19 protein-coding genes and 1 tRNA gene are annotated in these 14,995 nt (G+C 52.5%); 16 read left to right on the forward strand and 4 right to left on the reverse strand.

Annotated features, from left to right (window positions below; genetic code table 11):
* The coding region (locus tag AACZ86_RS08720) for a M48 family metalloprotease (protein WP_339691471.1) at positions 1 to 1,165 on the forward strand (1,165 nt) is incomplete at its 5' end.
* Positions 1,166 to 1,245: 80 nt separating this feature from the next.
* On the opposite strand, the gene AACZ86_RS08725 is transcribed toward AACZ86_RS08720, so the two are convergent.
* Positions 1,246 to 1,413, reverse strand: a complete 168-nt coding sequence (locus AACZ86_RS08725) for a Flp family type IVb pilin (protein ID WP_339691473.1) — start codon at positions 1,411 to 1,413, stop codon at positions 1,246 to 1,248.
* Between the two features lie 111 nt (positions 1,414 to 1,524).
* Positions 1,525 to 1,698 carry a Flp family type IVb pilin gene (locus tag AACZ86_RS08730; RefSeq protein WP_339691474.1) on the reverse strand — a complete coding sequence of 58 codons (174 nt, stop codon included), beginning with the start codon at positions 1,696 to 1,698 and terminating at the stop codon, positions 1,525 to 1,527.
* A gap of 92 nt (positions 1,699 to 1,790) precedes the next feature.
* Between AACZ86_RS08730 and AACZ86_RS08735 the strand changes: the two genes are divergently transcribed.
* Positions 1,791 to 2,213, forward strand: coding sequence for a (deoxy)nucleoside triphosphate pyrophosphohydrolase (locus tag AACZ86_RS08735; protein WP_339691475.1), 423 nt, complete (start codon positions 1,791 to 1,793; stop codon positions 2,211 to 2,213).
* An 8-nt stretch (positions 2,214 to 2,221) separates the two neighbouring features.
* Here the strand turns inward: AACZ86_RS08735 and AACZ86_RS08740 are convergent, their stop codons facing one another.
* Positions 2,222 to 2,980, reverse strand: a complete 759-nt coding sequence (locus AACZ86_RS08740) for a methyltransferase domain-containing protein (RefSeq protein WP_339691477.1) — start codon at positions 2,978 to 2,980, stop codon at positions 2,222 to 2,224.
* 175 nt (positions 2,981 to 3,155) lie between these two features.
* Between AACZ86_RS08740 and AACZ86_RS08745 the strand changes: the two genes are divergently transcribed.
* From AACZ86_RS08745 to AACZ86_RS08805, 13 genes are all read left to right on the forward strand, one after another.
* Positions 3,156 to 3,866: a ComF family protein gene (locus AACZ86_RS08745; protein ID WP_339691478.1), complete on the forward strand. Its 711-nt coding sequence runs from the start codon at positions 3,156 to 3,158 to the stop codon at positions 3,864 to 3,866.
* Between the two features lie 78 nt (positions 3,867 to 3,944).
* Positions 3,945 to 4,202 (forward strand): glutaredoxin 3, encoded by a 258-nt coding sequence (grxC, locus tag AACZ86_RS08750; protein ID WP_339691480.1) that lies wholly within the window; start codon positions 3,945 to 3,947, stop codon positions 4,200 to 4,202.
* Between the two features lie 6 nt (positions 4,203 to 4,208).
* The gene (locus tag AACZ86_RS08755; protein WP_339691482.1) at positions 4,209 to 5,042 is read left to right on the forward strand and encodes a carbon-nitrogen hydrolase family protein; all 834 of its coding nucleotides are present in this window, start codon (positions 4,209 to 4,211) and stop codon (positions 5,040 to 5,042) included.
* Complete coding sequence (locus AACZ86_RS08760) at positions 5,039 to 5,533, forward strand: DUF1178 family protein (RefSeq protein ID WP_339691484.1); 495 nt, start codon at positions 5,039 to 5,041, stop codon at positions 5,531 to 5,533. The genes AACZ86_RS08755 and AACZ86_RS08760 overlap by 4 nt, the downstream gene beginning before the upstream one ends.
* A 237-nt stretch (positions 5,534 to 5,770) precedes the next feature.
* Positions 5,771 to 7,066: a tyrosine-type recombinase/integrase gene (locus tag AACZ86_RS08765; RefSeq protein WP_339691487.1), complete on the forward strand. Its 1,296-nt coding sequence runs from the start codon at positions 5,771 to 5,773 to the stop codon at positions 7,064 to 7,066.
* A 166-nt stretch (positions 7,067 to 7,232) separates the two neighbouring features.
* Complete coding sequence (locus AACZ86_RS08770) at positions 7,233 to 7,427, forward strand: helix-turn-helix domain-containing protein (protein ID WP_339691490.1); 195 nt, start codon at positions 7,233 to 7,235, stop codon at positions 7,425 to 7,427.
* Positions 7,428 to 7,785: 358 nt separating this feature from the next.
* Complete coding sequence (locus tag AACZ86_RS08775) at positions 7,786 to 8,154, forward strand: hypothetical protein (RefSeq protein WP_339691493.1); 369 nt, start codon at positions 7,786 to 7,788, stop codon at positions 8,152 to 8,154.
* On the forward strand, positions 8,151 to 9,101 hold the full coding sequence (locus AACZ86_RS08780; protein WP_339691495.1) for a hypothetical protein: 951 nt from the start codon (positions 8,151 to 8,153) through the stop codon (positions 9,099 to 9,101). Before AACZ86_RS08775 ends, AACZ86_RS08780 begins: the two co-directional genes overlap by 4 nt.
* 89 nt (positions 9,102 to 9,190) lie before the next feature.
* The gene (locus AACZ86_RS08785; protein ID WP_339691497.1) at positions 9,191 to 9,640 is read left to right on the forward strand and encodes a DUF5681 domain-containing protein; all 450 of its coding nucleotides are present in this window, start codon (positions 9,191 to 9,193) and stop codon (positions 9,638 to 9,640) included.
* Between the two features lie 21 nt (positions 9,641 to 9,661).
* Positions 9,662 to 9,835 (forward strand): hypothetical protein, encoded by a 174-nt coding sequence (locus AACZ86_RS08790; protein ID WP_339691498.1) that lies wholly within the window; start codon positions 9,662 to 9,664, stop codon positions 9,833 to 9,835.
* 25 nt (positions 9,836 to 9,860) lie between these two features.
* Positions 9,861 to 10,049, forward strand: a complete 189-nt coding sequence (locus AACZ86_RS08795) for a hypothetical protein (protein WP_339691501.1) — start codon at positions 9,861 to 9,863, stop codon at positions 10,047 to 10,049.
* A 1,276-nt stretch (positions 10,050 to 11,325) separates the two neighbouring features.
* Positions 11,326 to 11,535, forward strand: coding sequence for a hypothetical protein (locus AACZ86_RS08800; RefSeq protein ID WP_339691503.1), 210 nt, complete (start codon positions 11,326 to 11,328; stop codon positions 11,533 to 11,535).
* Between the two features lie 415 nt (positions 11,536 to 11,950).
* Positions 11,951 to 12,027 (forward strand) — tRNA-Arg (locus AACZ86_RS08805).
* A 38-nt stretch (positions 12,028 to 12,065) separates the two neighbouring features.
* On the opposite strand, the gene AACZ86_RS08810 is transcribed toward AACZ86_RS08805, so the two are convergent.
* The gene (locus tag AACZ86_RS08810) at positions 12,066 to 13,370 is read right to left on the reverse strand and encodes a sugar MFS transporter (RefSeq protein ID WP_339691506.1); all 1,305 of its coding nucleotides are present in this window, start codon (positions 13,368 to 13,370) and stop codon (positions 12,066 to 12,068) included.
* A 496-nt stretch (positions 13,371 to 13,866) separates the two neighbouring features.
* Here AACZ86_RS08810 and AACZ86_RS08815 point away from each other — a divergent pair, with 496 nt between their 5' ends.
* Complete coding sequence (locus AACZ86_RS08815) at positions 13,867 to 14,895, forward strand: LacI family DNA-binding transcriptional regulator (RefSeq protein ID WP_339691509.1); 1,029 nt, start codon at positions 13,867 to 13,869, stop codon at positions 14,893 to 14,895.
* The last annotated feature ends 100 nt before the right edge of the window (positions 14,896 to 14,995 follow it).

Raw genomic sequence — 14,995 nt, forward strand, 5'->3', positions numbered from 1 at the left:
TTATGTCTATCTCACGCGTCAGTTGATGGCGCTGATGAACGACGAAGCGGAGATGGCTGGCGTTCTGGGTCATGAAGTCGGTCATGTTGCCGCAAGACACAGCGAGAAACGGCAGAAGGCTGCGTCCCGCAACAGCATTCTGGGCATTCTGGGCCAGATAGGGACTCAGGTCCTGCTGGGAGATTCCGCCATTGGTCGGATTGGACAGGAAGTTTTTGGAACCGGCAGTCAGTTGTTGACGCTAAAATATTCGCGTAAACAGGAATATGAAGCCGACGATCTTGGAATCCGTTATCTAGCTTCGGCGGGATATGATCCCCAGGCGCTCTCGTCGATGCTATATTCCCTCGCCGCACAATCGGCGATCGATGTGCGCGCTGCTGGCCGTGACGCCCGTAGCTCGCCCGAGTGGGCAAGCACACACCCTGATCCAGCGCGCAGAGTATCTCGCGCCGCAACGAACGCCGGTAAATTGACCAGATCTGGTGGCGTCCGCAACCGAGACCAGTTTCTGCAAAAACTCGATGGAATCCTCTACGGCGACGATCCCAAGCAAGGCGTAATCGAAGGAAATAGTTTTCTCCACCCCGACCTGAAGCTGAAATTCACGATCCCGAGCGGTTTCGCGATGCAAAACGGCGCGCGGGCGGTCTCGATTACTGGTTCAAGTGGACAGGGACAATTTACGACTGCAGCCTATAACGGCAACATGGCATCCTATATTGATGCTGCGTTCCAGAGTCTTGCAGGCAAAGGTAAATCGATTTCTCACGGGACGATCGAAAGAACAATGGTGAACGGCCTGCCTGCATCCTATGCGACGGCGCGGGTCGACAGCGAAAATGGACAAGTGGACGTGACGGTCTTCGCCTATGAATTTTCAAAAAACAGCGCTTATCATTTCGCAACGATTGTTCCCGCCGGAAGCGCTTCGGTGTTTTCGCCGATGTATCAGAGCATCACAAGAATTTCAGCAACCGAAGCGGCGGCGATCAAGCCACGCAAGGTTGATGTTGTGACGGTAAAAAGCGGCGATACGATTTCAAGTCTGTCTTCAAGAATGGCGTATTCCGACTACCAGCAGGAGCGCTTTCTGGTTCTCAACCGGCTCCGTGCGACGGACGGGTTGCGGGCTGGGCAACAGGTAAAAATCATTACCTATTGATTATAGCGGACACAAAAAAGGACGGCAGCTATAAGCTGCCGTCCTCTTGTTTGGAATAATCCGAAGATTAAACCGAAGCTTTAGCTGCCCTGCATGGAGCTATCGACTTCGCCGAAGGTGTTGCTGAGGGTGTTGCCCAGCGAACCCATTGCAACAATAGCTGCAACAGCGATCAAAGCAGCGATCAGGCCATATTCAATAGCCGTTGCGCCTTCTTCATTCTTAAACATTTTACGTACGAGTTTCATGTCTGGTCTCCTAGATTTGACAAATTCACTTACCCAATTGAACAAATTTATGTTCAATATTCATCGGCTTATAGTAGAAACCTTATCAAAGTATTAAGTGCGGCAGCATATTTATGAAGCTTCAGTTACCTCGCCGGCAACTCCAGTCCACATATTGGTTGTTGTATTGGCAACACCGGAAATCGCAACCAACGCGGTCAGCGCGATGAGAGCCAGTATTAGGCCATATTCAACAGCTGTCGCACCCTTGTCAGAGAGATATAATTTTTTGAATAAGTCAATCATGTCTCTCTCTACGCGGATAAAGTTCTGTTAAGTCGTGAACAACACCGTTTTCACAGAAAGGGATTAACAAAATCCTTACACCGCATAAAATAATGGAAAAAAATCCGACATATCTGTTTGTGACCGCCGCTGCGCTGATTGACCAGAATGGCAGAATTCTGGTCCAAAAGAGGCCAAAAGGCAAACCGATGGCTGGGCTATGGGAATTCCCGGGAGGTAAGGTTGAAGCGGGTGAAACACCGGAAGCCGCGTTGATTCGCGAGTTGAATGAAGAACTGGCTATCAGCGTCAAAGAAGCGGATATCGAGCCTGTGGCTTTTGCCAGCGAGGCGCTGGAAGAACGGCACTTGGTTCTCCTTCTATATATATGTCGTAAATGGTCGGGACATGTCCAGAGCCCGGATTCCTTAGATTTGCGATGGCTGTCGGTGGAGGCAATCCGAGACCTTGAGATGCCGCCGGCAGATGGTCCCTTGGTTCAAATGCTGGCTAACGCGCTTCGGGATCCGGGCTAACCATTTGATCAGTTCTCGCTCGGCCGGGAAAGTGTTGTTTTGAGCGATACCTGCCCACTACCACGACGCGCCGGTTTCGGTTGGTCGGGGTGAGCTGCCCATGCACAAAGATACAATATAGTGACGCTTTCCGAGAATTTTCCGTCCGTGCCGGAATGAGATGCGAACAACGAATATATGCGATTATAGACATCTCGTCCAATCAGGGAGAGGCTACCGGTCATGATATTGCTTCCGCCGACATCTCTTATGTCGGAAATCAGACGATGGAGGCTTGAATAGTTCAGGCGCAGGTGGTCGCTGTCCGCCACCGGCAAGGTCAACCCTGCGCGCGCCATTAGATCGCCGGCCGTTCGGACATCGATTTGGGGATGAATATGGGCTGAAACCCGGTCGCCCTCGGCCTGCATGATGATAGATTTGAGGGAGGGGAAACTCTCTGCACTCACTAAAGCGGCCAATAGGAGTCCATCCGGAACCAATATCCGCCGGCACAAAACTAGCGCGCCAGGCAGGTCATTGATGGTGTCCAGAGAACCCATATTGATAATCAAATCGAAGCTATGATCGGCGAATGGCAAGCGATCATCATCGCATATTACACCGCCGAGTGCTTCTGCAGCCCGTGCGCTGGAGTCCGCGAACACCACTTTCATGCCACGCGTTTGTAGCTCTTTTCCAAGTCCTTCCGCAGGCAACCCGATAATCAAGGCCCGTTGAAATGTGCGTTTGACCACATCCAGCCGTTCCATAATTTCTTCGACCATGATCTGCGACAGAAAATCCTTGCCCTTTGCTCTTGCATAGGCACGATCGCGGACGATACGCCTGCGTTTGCGGTTAAAAACTTCGGGAACATTGACTGTATCGGTCATAGGGTCTTGTCGCTTTAGGAGCGCTGGACAAAAAGATCAAATGCCGTCGCTACCCATCTTTCGTTCGTTGATCGATTTTGCGTTGCCGCCAAGATGTCCGTTGTGCGGCGTCACGGTAGAAACAGATAACCGGTTCTGCCTGTCGTGCTGGCGACAGCTGGATTTTTTGGCAAAGCCCTGGTGCGTCGCCTGTGGGCTGCCTTTCCCCTTTGATGGTCCAGACAATAGCCTTTGTGGAAAATGTCTTGCCGAACCGCCGATGCACGATGGAGTCAGGGCTGTAGTGCGCTATGATGATCAGAGTTCGTTGATCGCGATGCGCTTGAAATATGGTACCCGGTTGGGGCTGGCAAGATTGATCGCTGAACATCTGCAAAAATTTGTCGGGGAGTGTTCGGACAAGGCAATCATCGTTCCGGTGCCGCTGCACCGGTCACGGCTATGGCGTCGCGGTTTTAACCAGTCGGTGCTGATTGGCAGGGAGCTTGCCCGATGTACAGGCATCAGAATGGACTGTAATGCCATTATTCGTCTTAAGGCTACTCCTCCTTTGAGAGGTATGAGCGGAAAAGAGAGGCGTAGGACGGTCGACGCGGCTTTTGCGCTTCACAGCGATGCGCGAATGACCGTCGCCGGGAAGTCGGTCTTGCTCGTCGACGACGTTTATACGAGCGGATCGACCAGCAATGCCTGTGCCCGGCTGTTAAAAAGAGCGGGTGCGGAACAAGTGCTCGTTTTCTGCTGGGCTAGGGTTATAAGCAACTTCGAAAATGATTGAATTCTTGAACAGAAAGCATTTGCTTGAAATCGTTCCGCCTGCAACCCATTTTCAGAGTGATGGTAGAAAGATCGAAACATGTCGAAAGTTGAAATATATACAAAATTTACCTGCGGTTTCTGCTTCCGGGCCAAGGCCTTGCTCGAAAAAAAGAATGTAAGTTTCGAAGAGACTGACATCACAATGGGCGGGGAGAAACGGACGGAAATGATCCAGCGCGCCGGTGGCAGGACAACCGTGCCCCAGATATTTATAGACGACCGCCATATCGGAGGGTCGGACGATTTGTCCGCCCTCGACCGTTCCGGCGAACTTGATGCGCTTCTGGCAGGCTGAACTGATTTGAGAATCGCGCTTGCCCAATTGCGCAGTGGCATTGATCCAGCTGAAAATGCCAGGCTCCTCACTTCGCTCATAGCAGAAGCTGCCGCTGGCGGCGCCAAAATGGTTTTTACGCCCGAGATGAGCGGATTGCTGGACCGGGATCGATCGCGGGCGGCTAACGTGATTCGCGATGAATCGGATGATGTCGTACTGTCGACAATTCAAACCGAAGCCAGAAATGCCGGGATCTGGGTGCAGCTCGGGTCTCTTGCAGTGAAAACCTCCGACAATCGGGACGAGAAATGGGTCAATCGTTCCTACCTGATCAACCCTGACGGTGAAATTACCGCGCGATACGACAAGATTCACTTGTTTGATGTCGATCTTGATCCCGATGAGTCGCTGCGGGAATCGTCCGCATATGCCGGTGGCCACAACGCGATTGTGGCGGCGATACCCGGTGCAATGCTTGGATTGTCTATATGCTATGATCTTCGTTTCCCTGCCTTATACGAAGCGCTGACCAACGCGGGTGCTGACATATTGTCTGTTCCTGCCGCGTTTACGGTTCCGACCGGAAGAGCGCATTGGGAAATATTGTTGCGAGCGCGCGCGATCGAGGCCGGTGCCTTTGTTGTGGCGGCTGCGCAATATGGCTTGCATGAGGACGGGCGCTCTACCTACGGTCACTCGATGGTGGTTGATCCCTGGGGTGCAATATTGCTCGATATGGGTGAGGGGATCGGGCTAGGTTTTTGCGACCTTGATTTGGGGAAAGTGGTGGAGGTGCGGTCGCGTGTCCCCGCTGTTGCCAATCGCAAGCGGTTCGAACCACCGGTAAAAATCACATGATAATTTTCGATTTGATATGCGCCGATGGCGCGCATCGCTTCGAGGGCTGGTTTGGATCCTCGCAGGATTATGCGGAACAACAGGAACGCGGATTGCTGGACTGTCCGGTCTGCGGCAGCAACAATATTGCCAAGGCCGCCATGGCGCCCAATGTGGGCAGGAAAGGCAATCAGGAGCCGGTAGCGGCTAAACCGGAGGATAATCGGTCCGCACCACAGACGTCAAAACCGGTGTCCAACACGGTTACGGTCCCGGCAGAATATAAGGAAATGATCGGCAAGCTGGTCAAGGCGCAAGAAAAATTGCTCGTCAATTCCGAATGGGTAGGCGATAAATTTGCCGCGCGTGCCCGCGATATCCATTATGGTGATGCGGATGAAAAACCCATTCATGGTACGGCATCACCAGAAGAAGTTGTTGATCTGGCGGAAGAGGGTATCGCAGCACTGCCTCTGCCCATCCCGATTATACCACCTGAATCGAAAAATTGATTCTGGCAAGCGTCCGCTTATGTGGCTAAACGCGCAAACATAACGCGCCCGTAGCTCAGTCGGATAGAGCATCAGATTCCTAATCTTAGAACTTTTGCTGCCGGTCTTACTCATCAGTCGCCGAGAGGCATAAAATATACTGGTTATACGTTGTTTATCTATCCGCACACATTCATTTGTAGTTACATGATGTCTAAAACATGGTAATCCGGTGCTTATCTGAAGTGAGGGCAGGCCATGGCTGTTGGGAAGATTACGAAGACAACTGTTGATGCTGTGACGGTTCCTGAAGCAGGGAAGCGGGCCTATCTTTGGGATGATACGCTCAAGGGCTTTGGCCTGATGGTGACGGACAAGGGCAAGCGCTCGTATATTATACAATATAGGATCGGGGGCAGGGGCAAGCCCTCAAGGCGCGTTACCATCGGAGGCCATGGCAATCCGTGGACAGCTAAAACCGCTCGGGATTATGCTGCTGAACTGCTGGAACAGGTCCGGCGCAAAGTGGATCCTTTTGAGGCGCGCAAAGCTGTCCAGGAACAGGAGCGCCAGAATAAGGCCGCTTTAGATGTTATCGCCGCCCAACATGACAAGTTGGCCTTCAGCGTCATTGCAGACGCATATATTGAGGCCGCGAAAGCTGGAACGCTACCGGGCAAGAAGGGCCGCGTTCTGAAGTCATGGGCGAATATCAAGGGCGTGATCGACAAAGACCTTTCCCCCGCCTTCGGAAGCAAGCCGCTGCCTTCTATCTCGGCTGATGATATTAACGAGCTGATCGAACGGGTCGGGGGAAGAAGCCCATCCTCTGGTCGTCATGCCTATAGCGCGGTTTCTGCTGTGTTTGCATTCGCGACAAAGCAGCAAAGGCGAATATTCCCGCCTTCGGCGTCTCCTATGGCCGACGTCTCGCCTCCTGCGCCTGCAGGTGAACGCGACCACTATTTGAATGACAACGAATTGCGGGTTCTGTGGCTGGCGACGGACGACCTCGGCTGGCCGTTCGGTGAAGTCTACAAGCTGCTGATCCTGACGGGGCAACGGCTCCGCGAAGTGGCGGAAGCGCCTTGGACGGAATTTGATTTGGATAAGCGGCAATGGTTGGTGTCTGGCAACAGGTCAAAGAACGACAGGCCGAACCTTGTTCAATTGAGCGACACGGCTTTAGAGATTGTCACGGCGCTTCCTCGCTTGGCATCTGACGGGCAGTTTTTGTTTACGACTACGGGCGATAGTCCGGTTTCGGGCTTCTCACGCGCAAAGGCTCGGATCGATGTTCTGGTAGAAAAACGAGCTAAGAGCGAAGGCTTCAAGTTCAGGCCGTGGCGCGTTCATGATTTGCGGAGAACAATGGCTAGGGGCTGTCAAGAATTAGGCTTCAAGCTGGAAGTGATTGAAGAAGTCATAAACCACAAGTCCGGCTCTCGTGCTGGCATCGTTGGGACATATCAAGTCTACGAATTTCAACCGGAAAAGCGTGCGGCGTGGCAAGCTTGGGAAGAAAAAGTTCTTTCAATTTCCGGCCGCAACTGATCGCCGAATAAGACCGCTATCTGGCGTCGAACCGCGAAAAAATACCTCTAATTTTGAGTACATGAACAGTCCGTCTGTGTCCGTTATTTTCGAACCGTCGCCGCAACAATCATGTGCGGCTGATGCGGTTCCAAGCGCGTTCTTGGTACAGAAAGGCAAAATAGCAATGCAACAATATCTTCGCACCCCTGAATCAGCAAACTATCTAGGTATCGGACAATCAACACTGGCGAAACTGCGCGTGGCTGGTGGCGGCCCCAAATTCAGACGGCTCGGCAAGAGAACGGTCGTTTATTCGACCGATGACCTGGACGCTTGGACAGCCGAGCAAACGCACTTCTCTACCAGCGAGGCCGCTTAGTGCGCGCAAGCTTCCCCACAAAAGAAAAAGGCCGCTCCGTGCAGGAACGACCTTCTCACAATATCTTTGTAGACAATTGCTTTACCACAAGCCGCGCTATCATGGGCCAAATTGCCCGACTAATCAATAGCGGTTTTGGCTTTGTCTGCATGGATTCCATCAAAGGAATATTATCCATGGACTATGCAACTCGGCGCGCTGCTGCGCTCGAAATCCTCACGACAAGCGAAACCTTAACAAGGAAGGCGGGAAGCTTTTTAGGCCAATGCGTTGCTGATGAATGTCCTTTGTCTGAACGGCAAGAGACTTGGCTGGGGCAATTAGCTAGCCGCGCTGGCGTAGAATGGGAGGCCGCGTAATGACCGATCGTATAGAACCTGCCGCATATCCAGACGGCCCAGGCTATCGCAAGGACAGCGAATCTTCAAAGGACGGGGCTATCATGGCCGCCGCGGATAAGGCGACACAAGAACAGATGCTGATGCCGCTGGTTGTCAAGGCTGGTCCTCATGGTGTGACTTGGTTTGAAGCGTCCGAGACGGTTGGCGATGCTATCCGGCCTGACACGGTACGCGCTCGGCTGTCCAGCTTGAAAAAGGCTGGTAAGCTGGCGATGCTGCCGACGCGCCGAATGGGTGGTTATGGGGTCCGTATATCGCCCTATGTCCTGCCTCAATTCGTGACCAAGCCTGACAATCGCCAAGCTGATCTGTTGGCGTCGATATGAGTCAGAAACACAAGAACGCACCCCATCGCGTAGACAGGCGCGGTGGGCTTTATTTAATGGTCCCCCAAGCCGTCTATGACAGCGTAGCCTATCGAACGGCCAGCGTTCGGGCAAAGGTGCTGTTATTCGGCTTCATGCGGCGGCTGAACGGCTTTAACAACGGCAAGCTGACTTATTCGGCGCGGGAGATGTGCGACGACCTTGGCGCGCATTATTCGCGGGTGCAGGAAGCCTTGGAAGAGTTGATTGCTGGTGGCTTCGTTGTCCTGACAAAATCGCATCCAAAAGTTAGCAGGCTGGCGAATGAATGGCGGTTGACCTTCGCGGCTTATGGACTGCACGAAAACCCTATTCCGGCAACGAATGAATATAAGGATGTCAGCCCAAAATCCATAAAGGCAGTGCGGCGTCATCATGCTGAAAAAAGGAAACGTTTCCAAAAAGGGAAACAAACCCGCGTTGATACTGTATCCACAGTCAGGGCCGTTTCTGTTGATACTGTGTCCACAGAAGGGAAACACTCTGTTGATACTGTATCCACAGTCGATAACGGAAAAGTGCCAAAAACGTCTTCCAGCTCTGTGGATACTGTCGCAACACATATATCTAACCATGATGGGGGCCATAGTTCATTGCCTGCGACCATTACCAAAGCGGCTGAACATTTCCCTGACGCCTCGCCATACATGGACGTGACCGAGTTAAGGGATTTCACACTGGCTTATCTCTCGTGGGCTGGTACCGGATCGCAAACCAATTTGGGCAAGGCGGCAAAAATACCGGGCGGCACGTTGTCAAAGTTCCTTGGTGGCCGTGGCATGTCGACCGATAAATTGGCGGCGCTCCATTTGGCGGCGCATCGAGCATGGCCGGTTAAAGACCGTAAAGGCTATTGGCCTCCTGCCTCTTTAACGCTCGTGGCCATGGATGGCAGGCACATTGGCTGAATGTCTGCAAGAGTGTGAAGCGTGGCAAAATGCGGAAGTGCCTCGCAATTTTGGATTATGATATTGTGAACAGAACGGAAGGCAATCGAGTGACGAAAACACCTGCAAGTGCAGACGAAAAGCAGGATGGGAAATTTCGGCCAGGACAATCGGGCAATCCCGCTGGCAAGAAGCCCGGAACGCGTAATCGTATCACGCTGGCCGTTGAGGGCCTGCTAGGCGACAAGCACAAGGAATTGACCACGGCGGCAATCGATGCGGCCCTAGCTGGTGACGTTCAAGCCCTGCGCCTGTGCCTCACCATGATAGCCCCGCCGCGCAAGGATTCCCCTATCACAATGGAGTTGCCAAAGATTGAGACGGTGCAAGACGCCGTAGCCGCTTCGCAGAATGTTCTAGCGGCTGTCGCGGCTGGTGAGGTGACGCCGGACGAAGCGGCTCGGGTCATGGCCTTGCTGACCGCTCACAAGCAGCTTGTTGAAACCGGCGACATAGAACGGCGGCTGGCGATAATCGAGGAAAACAGGGCCGCGAATTAATCAGTTAGGAAGGATTGGAAAATGAGAAACTTCGGAAGTCGGTTAGACAAGATTGAAAAGGGCAGGGGCAAGGCGTTCGCTTTCCTGATCCGTGACGAAAACGAGACGCAGGAAGACGCTATTGCCAGGTACCGCGCCAAACATGGGAACGAGCGGGCGGTAGTCTGTGGTGAACCACTAGACGCGCTGCTTTAGAAAGCAATGAACGGGAGTTGATAAAATGAGATCCATTGAACGCAGATTGAAGCTTGTCGAGCGCCGAACGATTGGTGCGTTTACTCCGTCGGTTGTTGTGCTGTGCAAGCCAGCCGAGGAAACGGAAGCCGAGGCCGTGGCGCGCTATGAGGCCATCAACGGCCCTGTTGCGAATCCCGATGATATTATACTGGTTAGGTTTATTGCGGCCTGATTGCCGAATAATTTTGTCAGGCCCTAAAAGGGTACGCTCCTGAATTATGCGAGGCCCTAAAAGGGGCTGGATTGCAGGCACAAAAAAGCCCCGCCACCTTTCGCTAGTGACGGGGCTTTGTGTTGCCGGTTCGGTTTAGGCTTTTTCCAGTTCCTCGAAGGCATTTCTCAAGGCGGTGGCGTCCCCTAGATCAGTTGACTTGCAGGCGGCGAACGCTGCGGCCTGATCGACGGCAAGACATTCGTTGCCTGCCTGCATTAGTGCCAACGTGTCGGCAACCCGATGACAAAATCGAAAGTGCGCGGACAAAAGCTTACATGGCGACGCTCGTTTTCGGGATTCTATCGATTGTAGCTTTCGCAATCGGAACTGTCTGCGTTTTCATCAACTAACGCGAATCCGCTTCCCATTGCGTTCTCTTTCTGTTCTCATGCTCGAATGGGTATGAGCAAACATAAACCGATTCTGCCAAAGGCGTACCAGACGGTCGGGCAAATGCGCCTGCAGGGAGTAAATATAAAGGCTTACTGCGAGAAGTGCCGCAACACGTTCCGCGTTGACCTAGTGGCCCTGATAATGGTCAGGGGGCCGGATTATAGTCTGATCGACCAGCACCCGCCTTGCCGGATTATTGATTGCAAGGGCCGGTGCAGCTTTCTGGTGTCGGCGGATACCAATACGCCAATGATTACTCTGGACCGATGGGGAGCTAATTAGTGGGGGTGCTTCACCGGTTTGGGAGCGCCTGCCTGGCTCAACAACAGATTATATTCTGAACGGTGCATCGATAAAACCTTTGCCAGCCGGCCATTTAGCCGTCTTGTCATGTCGGTTGTGCCCATTTAATTGATGATGATCCCAACATAGACGCTGCAAATGTTGACTATGATTTCGGAGCGCAGTTCCATCCACCTTCACGCGATACTCAGGTAACGATCGCAGAGTATGGTGCGTTTCTGTGGCTAATTGAGAGCAGCCCTCAATTGCCCCGCAAAGCGTACCCTCCGGAATTAATCTCCATGCCTTGGCCATAGCTTATTCTCCTAGTTAAAATTTATTACTATTTGTGAGAAATAAGAAATTTGCATTGCCGCATGGTTAAAGTTTAGCAATTATTACAGATGCTAATTGTAGCCGTAGGAGCAACGTCAATTTTGACTCAAAAGGTGCAGGCTCTCAAGCAATGACTAGGCCAGCCTCCATATGCTCATGGATTGTGCTACGATTGTTGATCGAGCAGGCGTAAACCAAGATTTTGACGCTATCCGGCTTGGCAATGGGCGGAACTGAAAGCGTTGCTCGCTTTGGTGAGAGCATGGCCAACAATGTATCAGGCATTTACGACAAGCAAGGTGATACCAAGGCCAGCGGGACCCTATTCCGCTCAGGCATCAACGCGCAGAACTGGAATAACGCCGGATCATTCCTTGACGATATTGCAAACGGTCCCGGCGGCATTTTTAAAAAGATGGGGTTGGGTTTCTAATGAGAGCAGCGGTCCACAATACACCAATTCAATTTCGGGCAAATTCGGCGATTGTTGACGCTGCCTATCAAAAGGCGCGGCATGAGGGAATGAGCCTGTCCGAGCTAATCCGTAGCGCGCTGCGCCGCGAAGTTAGCGAATATCTTAACTGCCAGACCGGAGGTTGTGCCTGACAGCCAGCCGAGCCAAGCGCCGTTAGCGTAGAAAGTCGTCGCGCTCACCTAGCATGAACGCAGTAAGCGCTAAGCTAATCCTGCTTTGCCGATTGAATGACGGAAGATATTCTGCTTTACGGATCGCAATGAAGGTACGGCCACTGAATTTTAACCTCGGGCTTAACTGGTGCTTATCCAGTTGGAAAAAGGGCTTTGGCGGTTTCGGGGTTATCTAAATAAATGGCCGTTTCTCTAGGTATGCGCCCGTAGCTCAGTCGGATAGAGCATCAGATTCCTAATCTGGGGGCCACAGGTTCGAATCCTGTCGGGCGCACCATTTTCCTGATCTGATTTCGCCGGGTGCCGCGAACCAAATCAAGCGATTTTTAGTCGCTGGCGTTCGGTGTAGAGGCCGTAGGATGCGATGACCACATAGCAGGTCACTGGCACCAGCAGCGCTGCAGTCAAGCTCGTGATGTCGGCAACAAAACCGTAGCAGGCAGGAAGTATGGCGCCACCGACAATTGCCGTCGCCAATATTCCCGAGGCTTGTGCGGCCTTGTCGGATTTCATGCCTTCGGTCGCGAGGCTGAATATGGTGGGAAACATGATCGAGTTGAACAGGCCGACGAGTGTCAGTGTCCAGCCGGACAGCGTGCCGCTGCTGAATGCGGATATTGCGATAAGCGTGATAGCGACGCCTGCAAAGGTCATCAGCACCTTGCCGGGTTTGAAAATGCGCAGAAGAAATGCGCCAACGAAACGGCCGACCAGTGCGCCGCCCCAGTAATAGCCGAGCAAGGCAGCTGCCGATTCATCGGGAAGGTTCATTACCCGTTCCTGTCCCAGATAGGCGACAAGATTGCTGCCGATCGTTACTTCCGCACCGACATATAGAAAGATGCACAATGCACCAAATCGTAGGCGTTTGTCGCTGATGAAGAGACTCCACGTGCCCTCCACCTTGACCGCTTCGGTTTCGGTCTGGTCCATGACTTTGCGGAACATGAAGAAAAATGCGGCAATTGCGATCATCGCGACGGCCACGGCGATATAGATGTGGGTAATGACGGTCGCTTCCGACACGCGGAATGCCTCGAGTGCGGACCCCGACAGGGTTGTTGGGTCAACGTCGGATTTTTCCCCCAATATGTAGCGCGCACCAAAACTGACGATGAGAAATGCGCCGAGCGAGTTGAACATTTGTGCGAAGGTGAGACGACTATGCGACGTTTCCGGCGGGCCAAGTGTTGTCACCAGCGGGTTCATTGCCACTTGCAGCAGCGTAATCCCGCCCCCGATCAGAAATAACGCTCCGAGAAAGTTTATATATACGCCGCTGTTGGCGGCAGGGATGAACAGTAGGGATGCTAGCGCGATAATCAGAAATCCGAGGATGAATCCCCGAATAAATCCGATTTTTCGCAACAGCATGCCGGAAGGAATCGAGAAGAGGGCGTAGCTCATGAAGAACGCGAATTGCACGAGATTGGCTTCAAAATTGGAAAGCTGGAACATCGCCTTGAATTTGGCAACCAGCGCATCGTTGATGTTGGTCACGCCAGCCAGGAGAAAGAAGACCGCGAAAACCAATAATAATACCAGAGTCGTCTTGCCGCCGGCGCTGCTATAATTTGCTGACGCTTCCACATTTGATGCGTTTGGAATTGGTGCTGCCAATGTCTCTCTCCCGATTTATTTTTTTTGAAACATATCCTGACAAGGTTGTCATTGCAATCAGATTCGCGTCGTCATTTGTGTAAGCGTTTTGGACAATGTCCAAAAACGAAGGTCGATCAGGCGGGATATATGGTTGCTGGGAGAGATGAGGGGGCCGGAATCTGTCGTACCATCTGCCATGCAATTTTGCGTCCCGCATGTCGTCCAGTGGCGGGATATGAGATCATGAATATAATATGGGAACTCGATATCTACGAGTGAGGCGGTGCAGGGCTGCGATTCGGTCAAATCTTGCTCGAGACACATGCCTATAGGCTATATCGGCGGCAAACTTGACTTTTACCTGATATCGCGTTGGTCAAATCAGCGGATAATCGTTGCGCAAATCGACAGTCTCACTAATAAGTTATGACAAGGTTGTCGGTTGGGGGTCCGCGGCTTGACAAGCTGGAGAGAAACGGGGCTATGGGCCACGTAATCAACCGGAGGAAAATGAATGACCCAAACATCACGCCGATCGACAATGGTTGATGTTGCCCGCGAAGCTGGCGTGTCATTAAAGACGGTATCTCGGGTTCTGAACGAAGAAAATTATGTGCGGGAAGAAACGCGACTGGCGGTACTCGAAGTTGCGGAAAAGCTTAACTATAAGCTTAATCAGGCGGCCCGGACCTTGCGCGGCGGGTCGGCCCAGATTGTTGCTCTGCTGGTCGATAACCCGAGTCCCAGTTACCTTGAAAATGTTCACCTCGGTGCCCTTAAGCAATGTCATGATCTTTCCATGCAACTGGTTCTCGATGAATGTTCGGATGGCGTGGAGGGTGTTAGGCGGATATTGCAGACTCTTTCACCCGTTGGGCTGATAGTCACGCCACCGCTTTGTGATAATCCGGAAGTCATTGATTTGCTGGAATCGCAGCATATCAGCTATGTTCTCGTTGCTCCGAGCGACCCGAATGCTGTTCGTTTGTCGGTGAATATTGACGACGTCGCTGCTGCGAGGGAAATCACGGAATATCTTCTGAATCTTGGCCATCGCAGGATCGGTTATATTCGCGGACATCCCGACCACAGTGCATCCGGCAAGCGTTACCAAGGCTATTGCGAGGCGCTCGCCAAATATGGTCTGGAGCCTGATGAAGATTTGATCCGCCAAGGATTTTTTGACTATTCGAGCGGTTTGCAAGCCGCTGAATCGCTGCTCGATATGGAAATACCCCCGACCGCGATTTTTGCCAGCAACGATGACATGGCCGCCGCAACAATTGCAGCGGCCTATCGCAGGCATATCGATGTACCGCAGCAACTGTCGATCGTCGGCTTTGATGATGCCCCCATCGCGGCCATCATCAGTCCTCAGTTGACCACGGTACGCCAGCCCATATCGGAACTTGCTGCACGCGCGGTGAGTCTTTTGTCCGACAATATTTCCCGCCGGTTGACGGGAGAAAAAGATGAAAACACCATTTTTCTCGACCATTCGGTGATCGAGCGGGATTCCGCTGCGCCGCCGCTGGCGCAATAGCTCTATTCTTTTACAGCCTGCCGGCTGCGGATTGCAGCCCTTATGGACAGATGCCGACCTGACTGCGTGAAAACTGTTTCGGTGCCCGCGCCGTTGCAAT

Source organism: uncultured Parasphingorhabdus sp., from assembly GCF_963975735.1.
Taxonomy (GTDB): domain Bacteria; phylum Pseudomonadota; class Alphaproteobacteria; order Sphingomonadales; family Sphingomonadaceae; genus Parasphingorhabdus.

Excerpts from the sequence above, each read along its gene's own strand:
- AACZ86_RS08725 (WP_339691473.1), bottom strand. The coding sequence starts at position 1,413 with ATGAAACTCGTACGTAAAATGTTTAAGAATGAAGAAGGCGCAACGGCT.
- AACZ86_RS08730 (WP_339691474.1), bottom strand. The coding sequence starts at position 1,698 with ATGATTGACTTATTCAAAAAATTATATCTCTCTGACAAGGGTGCGACA.
- AACZ86_RS08735 (WP_339691475.1), top strand. The coding sequence starts at position 1,791 with ATGGAAAAAAATCCGACATATCTGTTTGTGACCGCCGCTGCGCTGATT.
- AACZ86_RS08740 (WP_339691477.1), bottom strand. The coding sequence starts at position 2,980 with ATGGTCGAAGAAATTATGGAACGGCTGGATGTGGTCAAACGCACATTT.
- grxC (WP_339691480.1), top strand. The coding sequence starts at position 3,945 with ATGTCGAAAGTTGAAATATATACAAAATTTACCTGCGGTTTCTGCTTC.
- AACZ86_RS08760 (WP_339691484.1), top strand. The coding sequence starts at position 5,039 with ATGATAATTTTCGATTTGATATGCGCCGATGGCGCGCATCGCTTCGAG.
- AACZ86_RS08765 (WP_339691487.1), top strand. The coding sequence starts at position 5,771 with ATGGCTGTTGGGAAGATTACGAAGACAACTGTTGATGCTGTGACGGTT.
- AACZ86_RS08770 (WP_339691490.1), top strand. The coding sequence starts at position 7,233 with ATGCAACAATATCTTCGCACCCCTGAATCAGCAAACTATCTAGGTATC.
- AACZ86_RS08775 (WP_339691493.1), top strand. The coding sequence starts at position 7,786 with ATGACCGATCGTATAGAACCTGCCGCATATCCAGACGGCCCAGGCTAT.
- AACZ86_RS08780 (WP_339691495.1), top strand. The coding sequence starts at position 8,151 with ATGAGTCAGAAACACAAGAACGCACCCCATCGCGTAGACAGGCGCGGT.
- AACZ86_RS08790 (WP_339691498.1), top strand. The coding sequence starts at position 9,662 with ATGAGAAACTTCGGAAGTCGGTTAGACAAGATTGAAAAGGGCAGGGGC.
- AACZ86_RS08795 (WP_339691501.1), top strand. The coding sequence starts at position 9,861 with ATGAGATCCATTGAACGCAGATTGAAGCTTGTCGAGCGCCGAACGATT.
- AACZ86_RS08800 (WP_339691503.1), top strand. The coding sequence starts at position 11,326 with ATGGGCGGAACTGAAAGCGTTGCTCGCTTTGGTGAGAGCATGGCCAAC.
- AACZ86_RS08815 (WP_339691509.1), top strand. The coding sequence starts at position 13,867 with ATGACCCAAACATCACGCCGATCGACAATGGTTGATGTTGCCCGCGAA.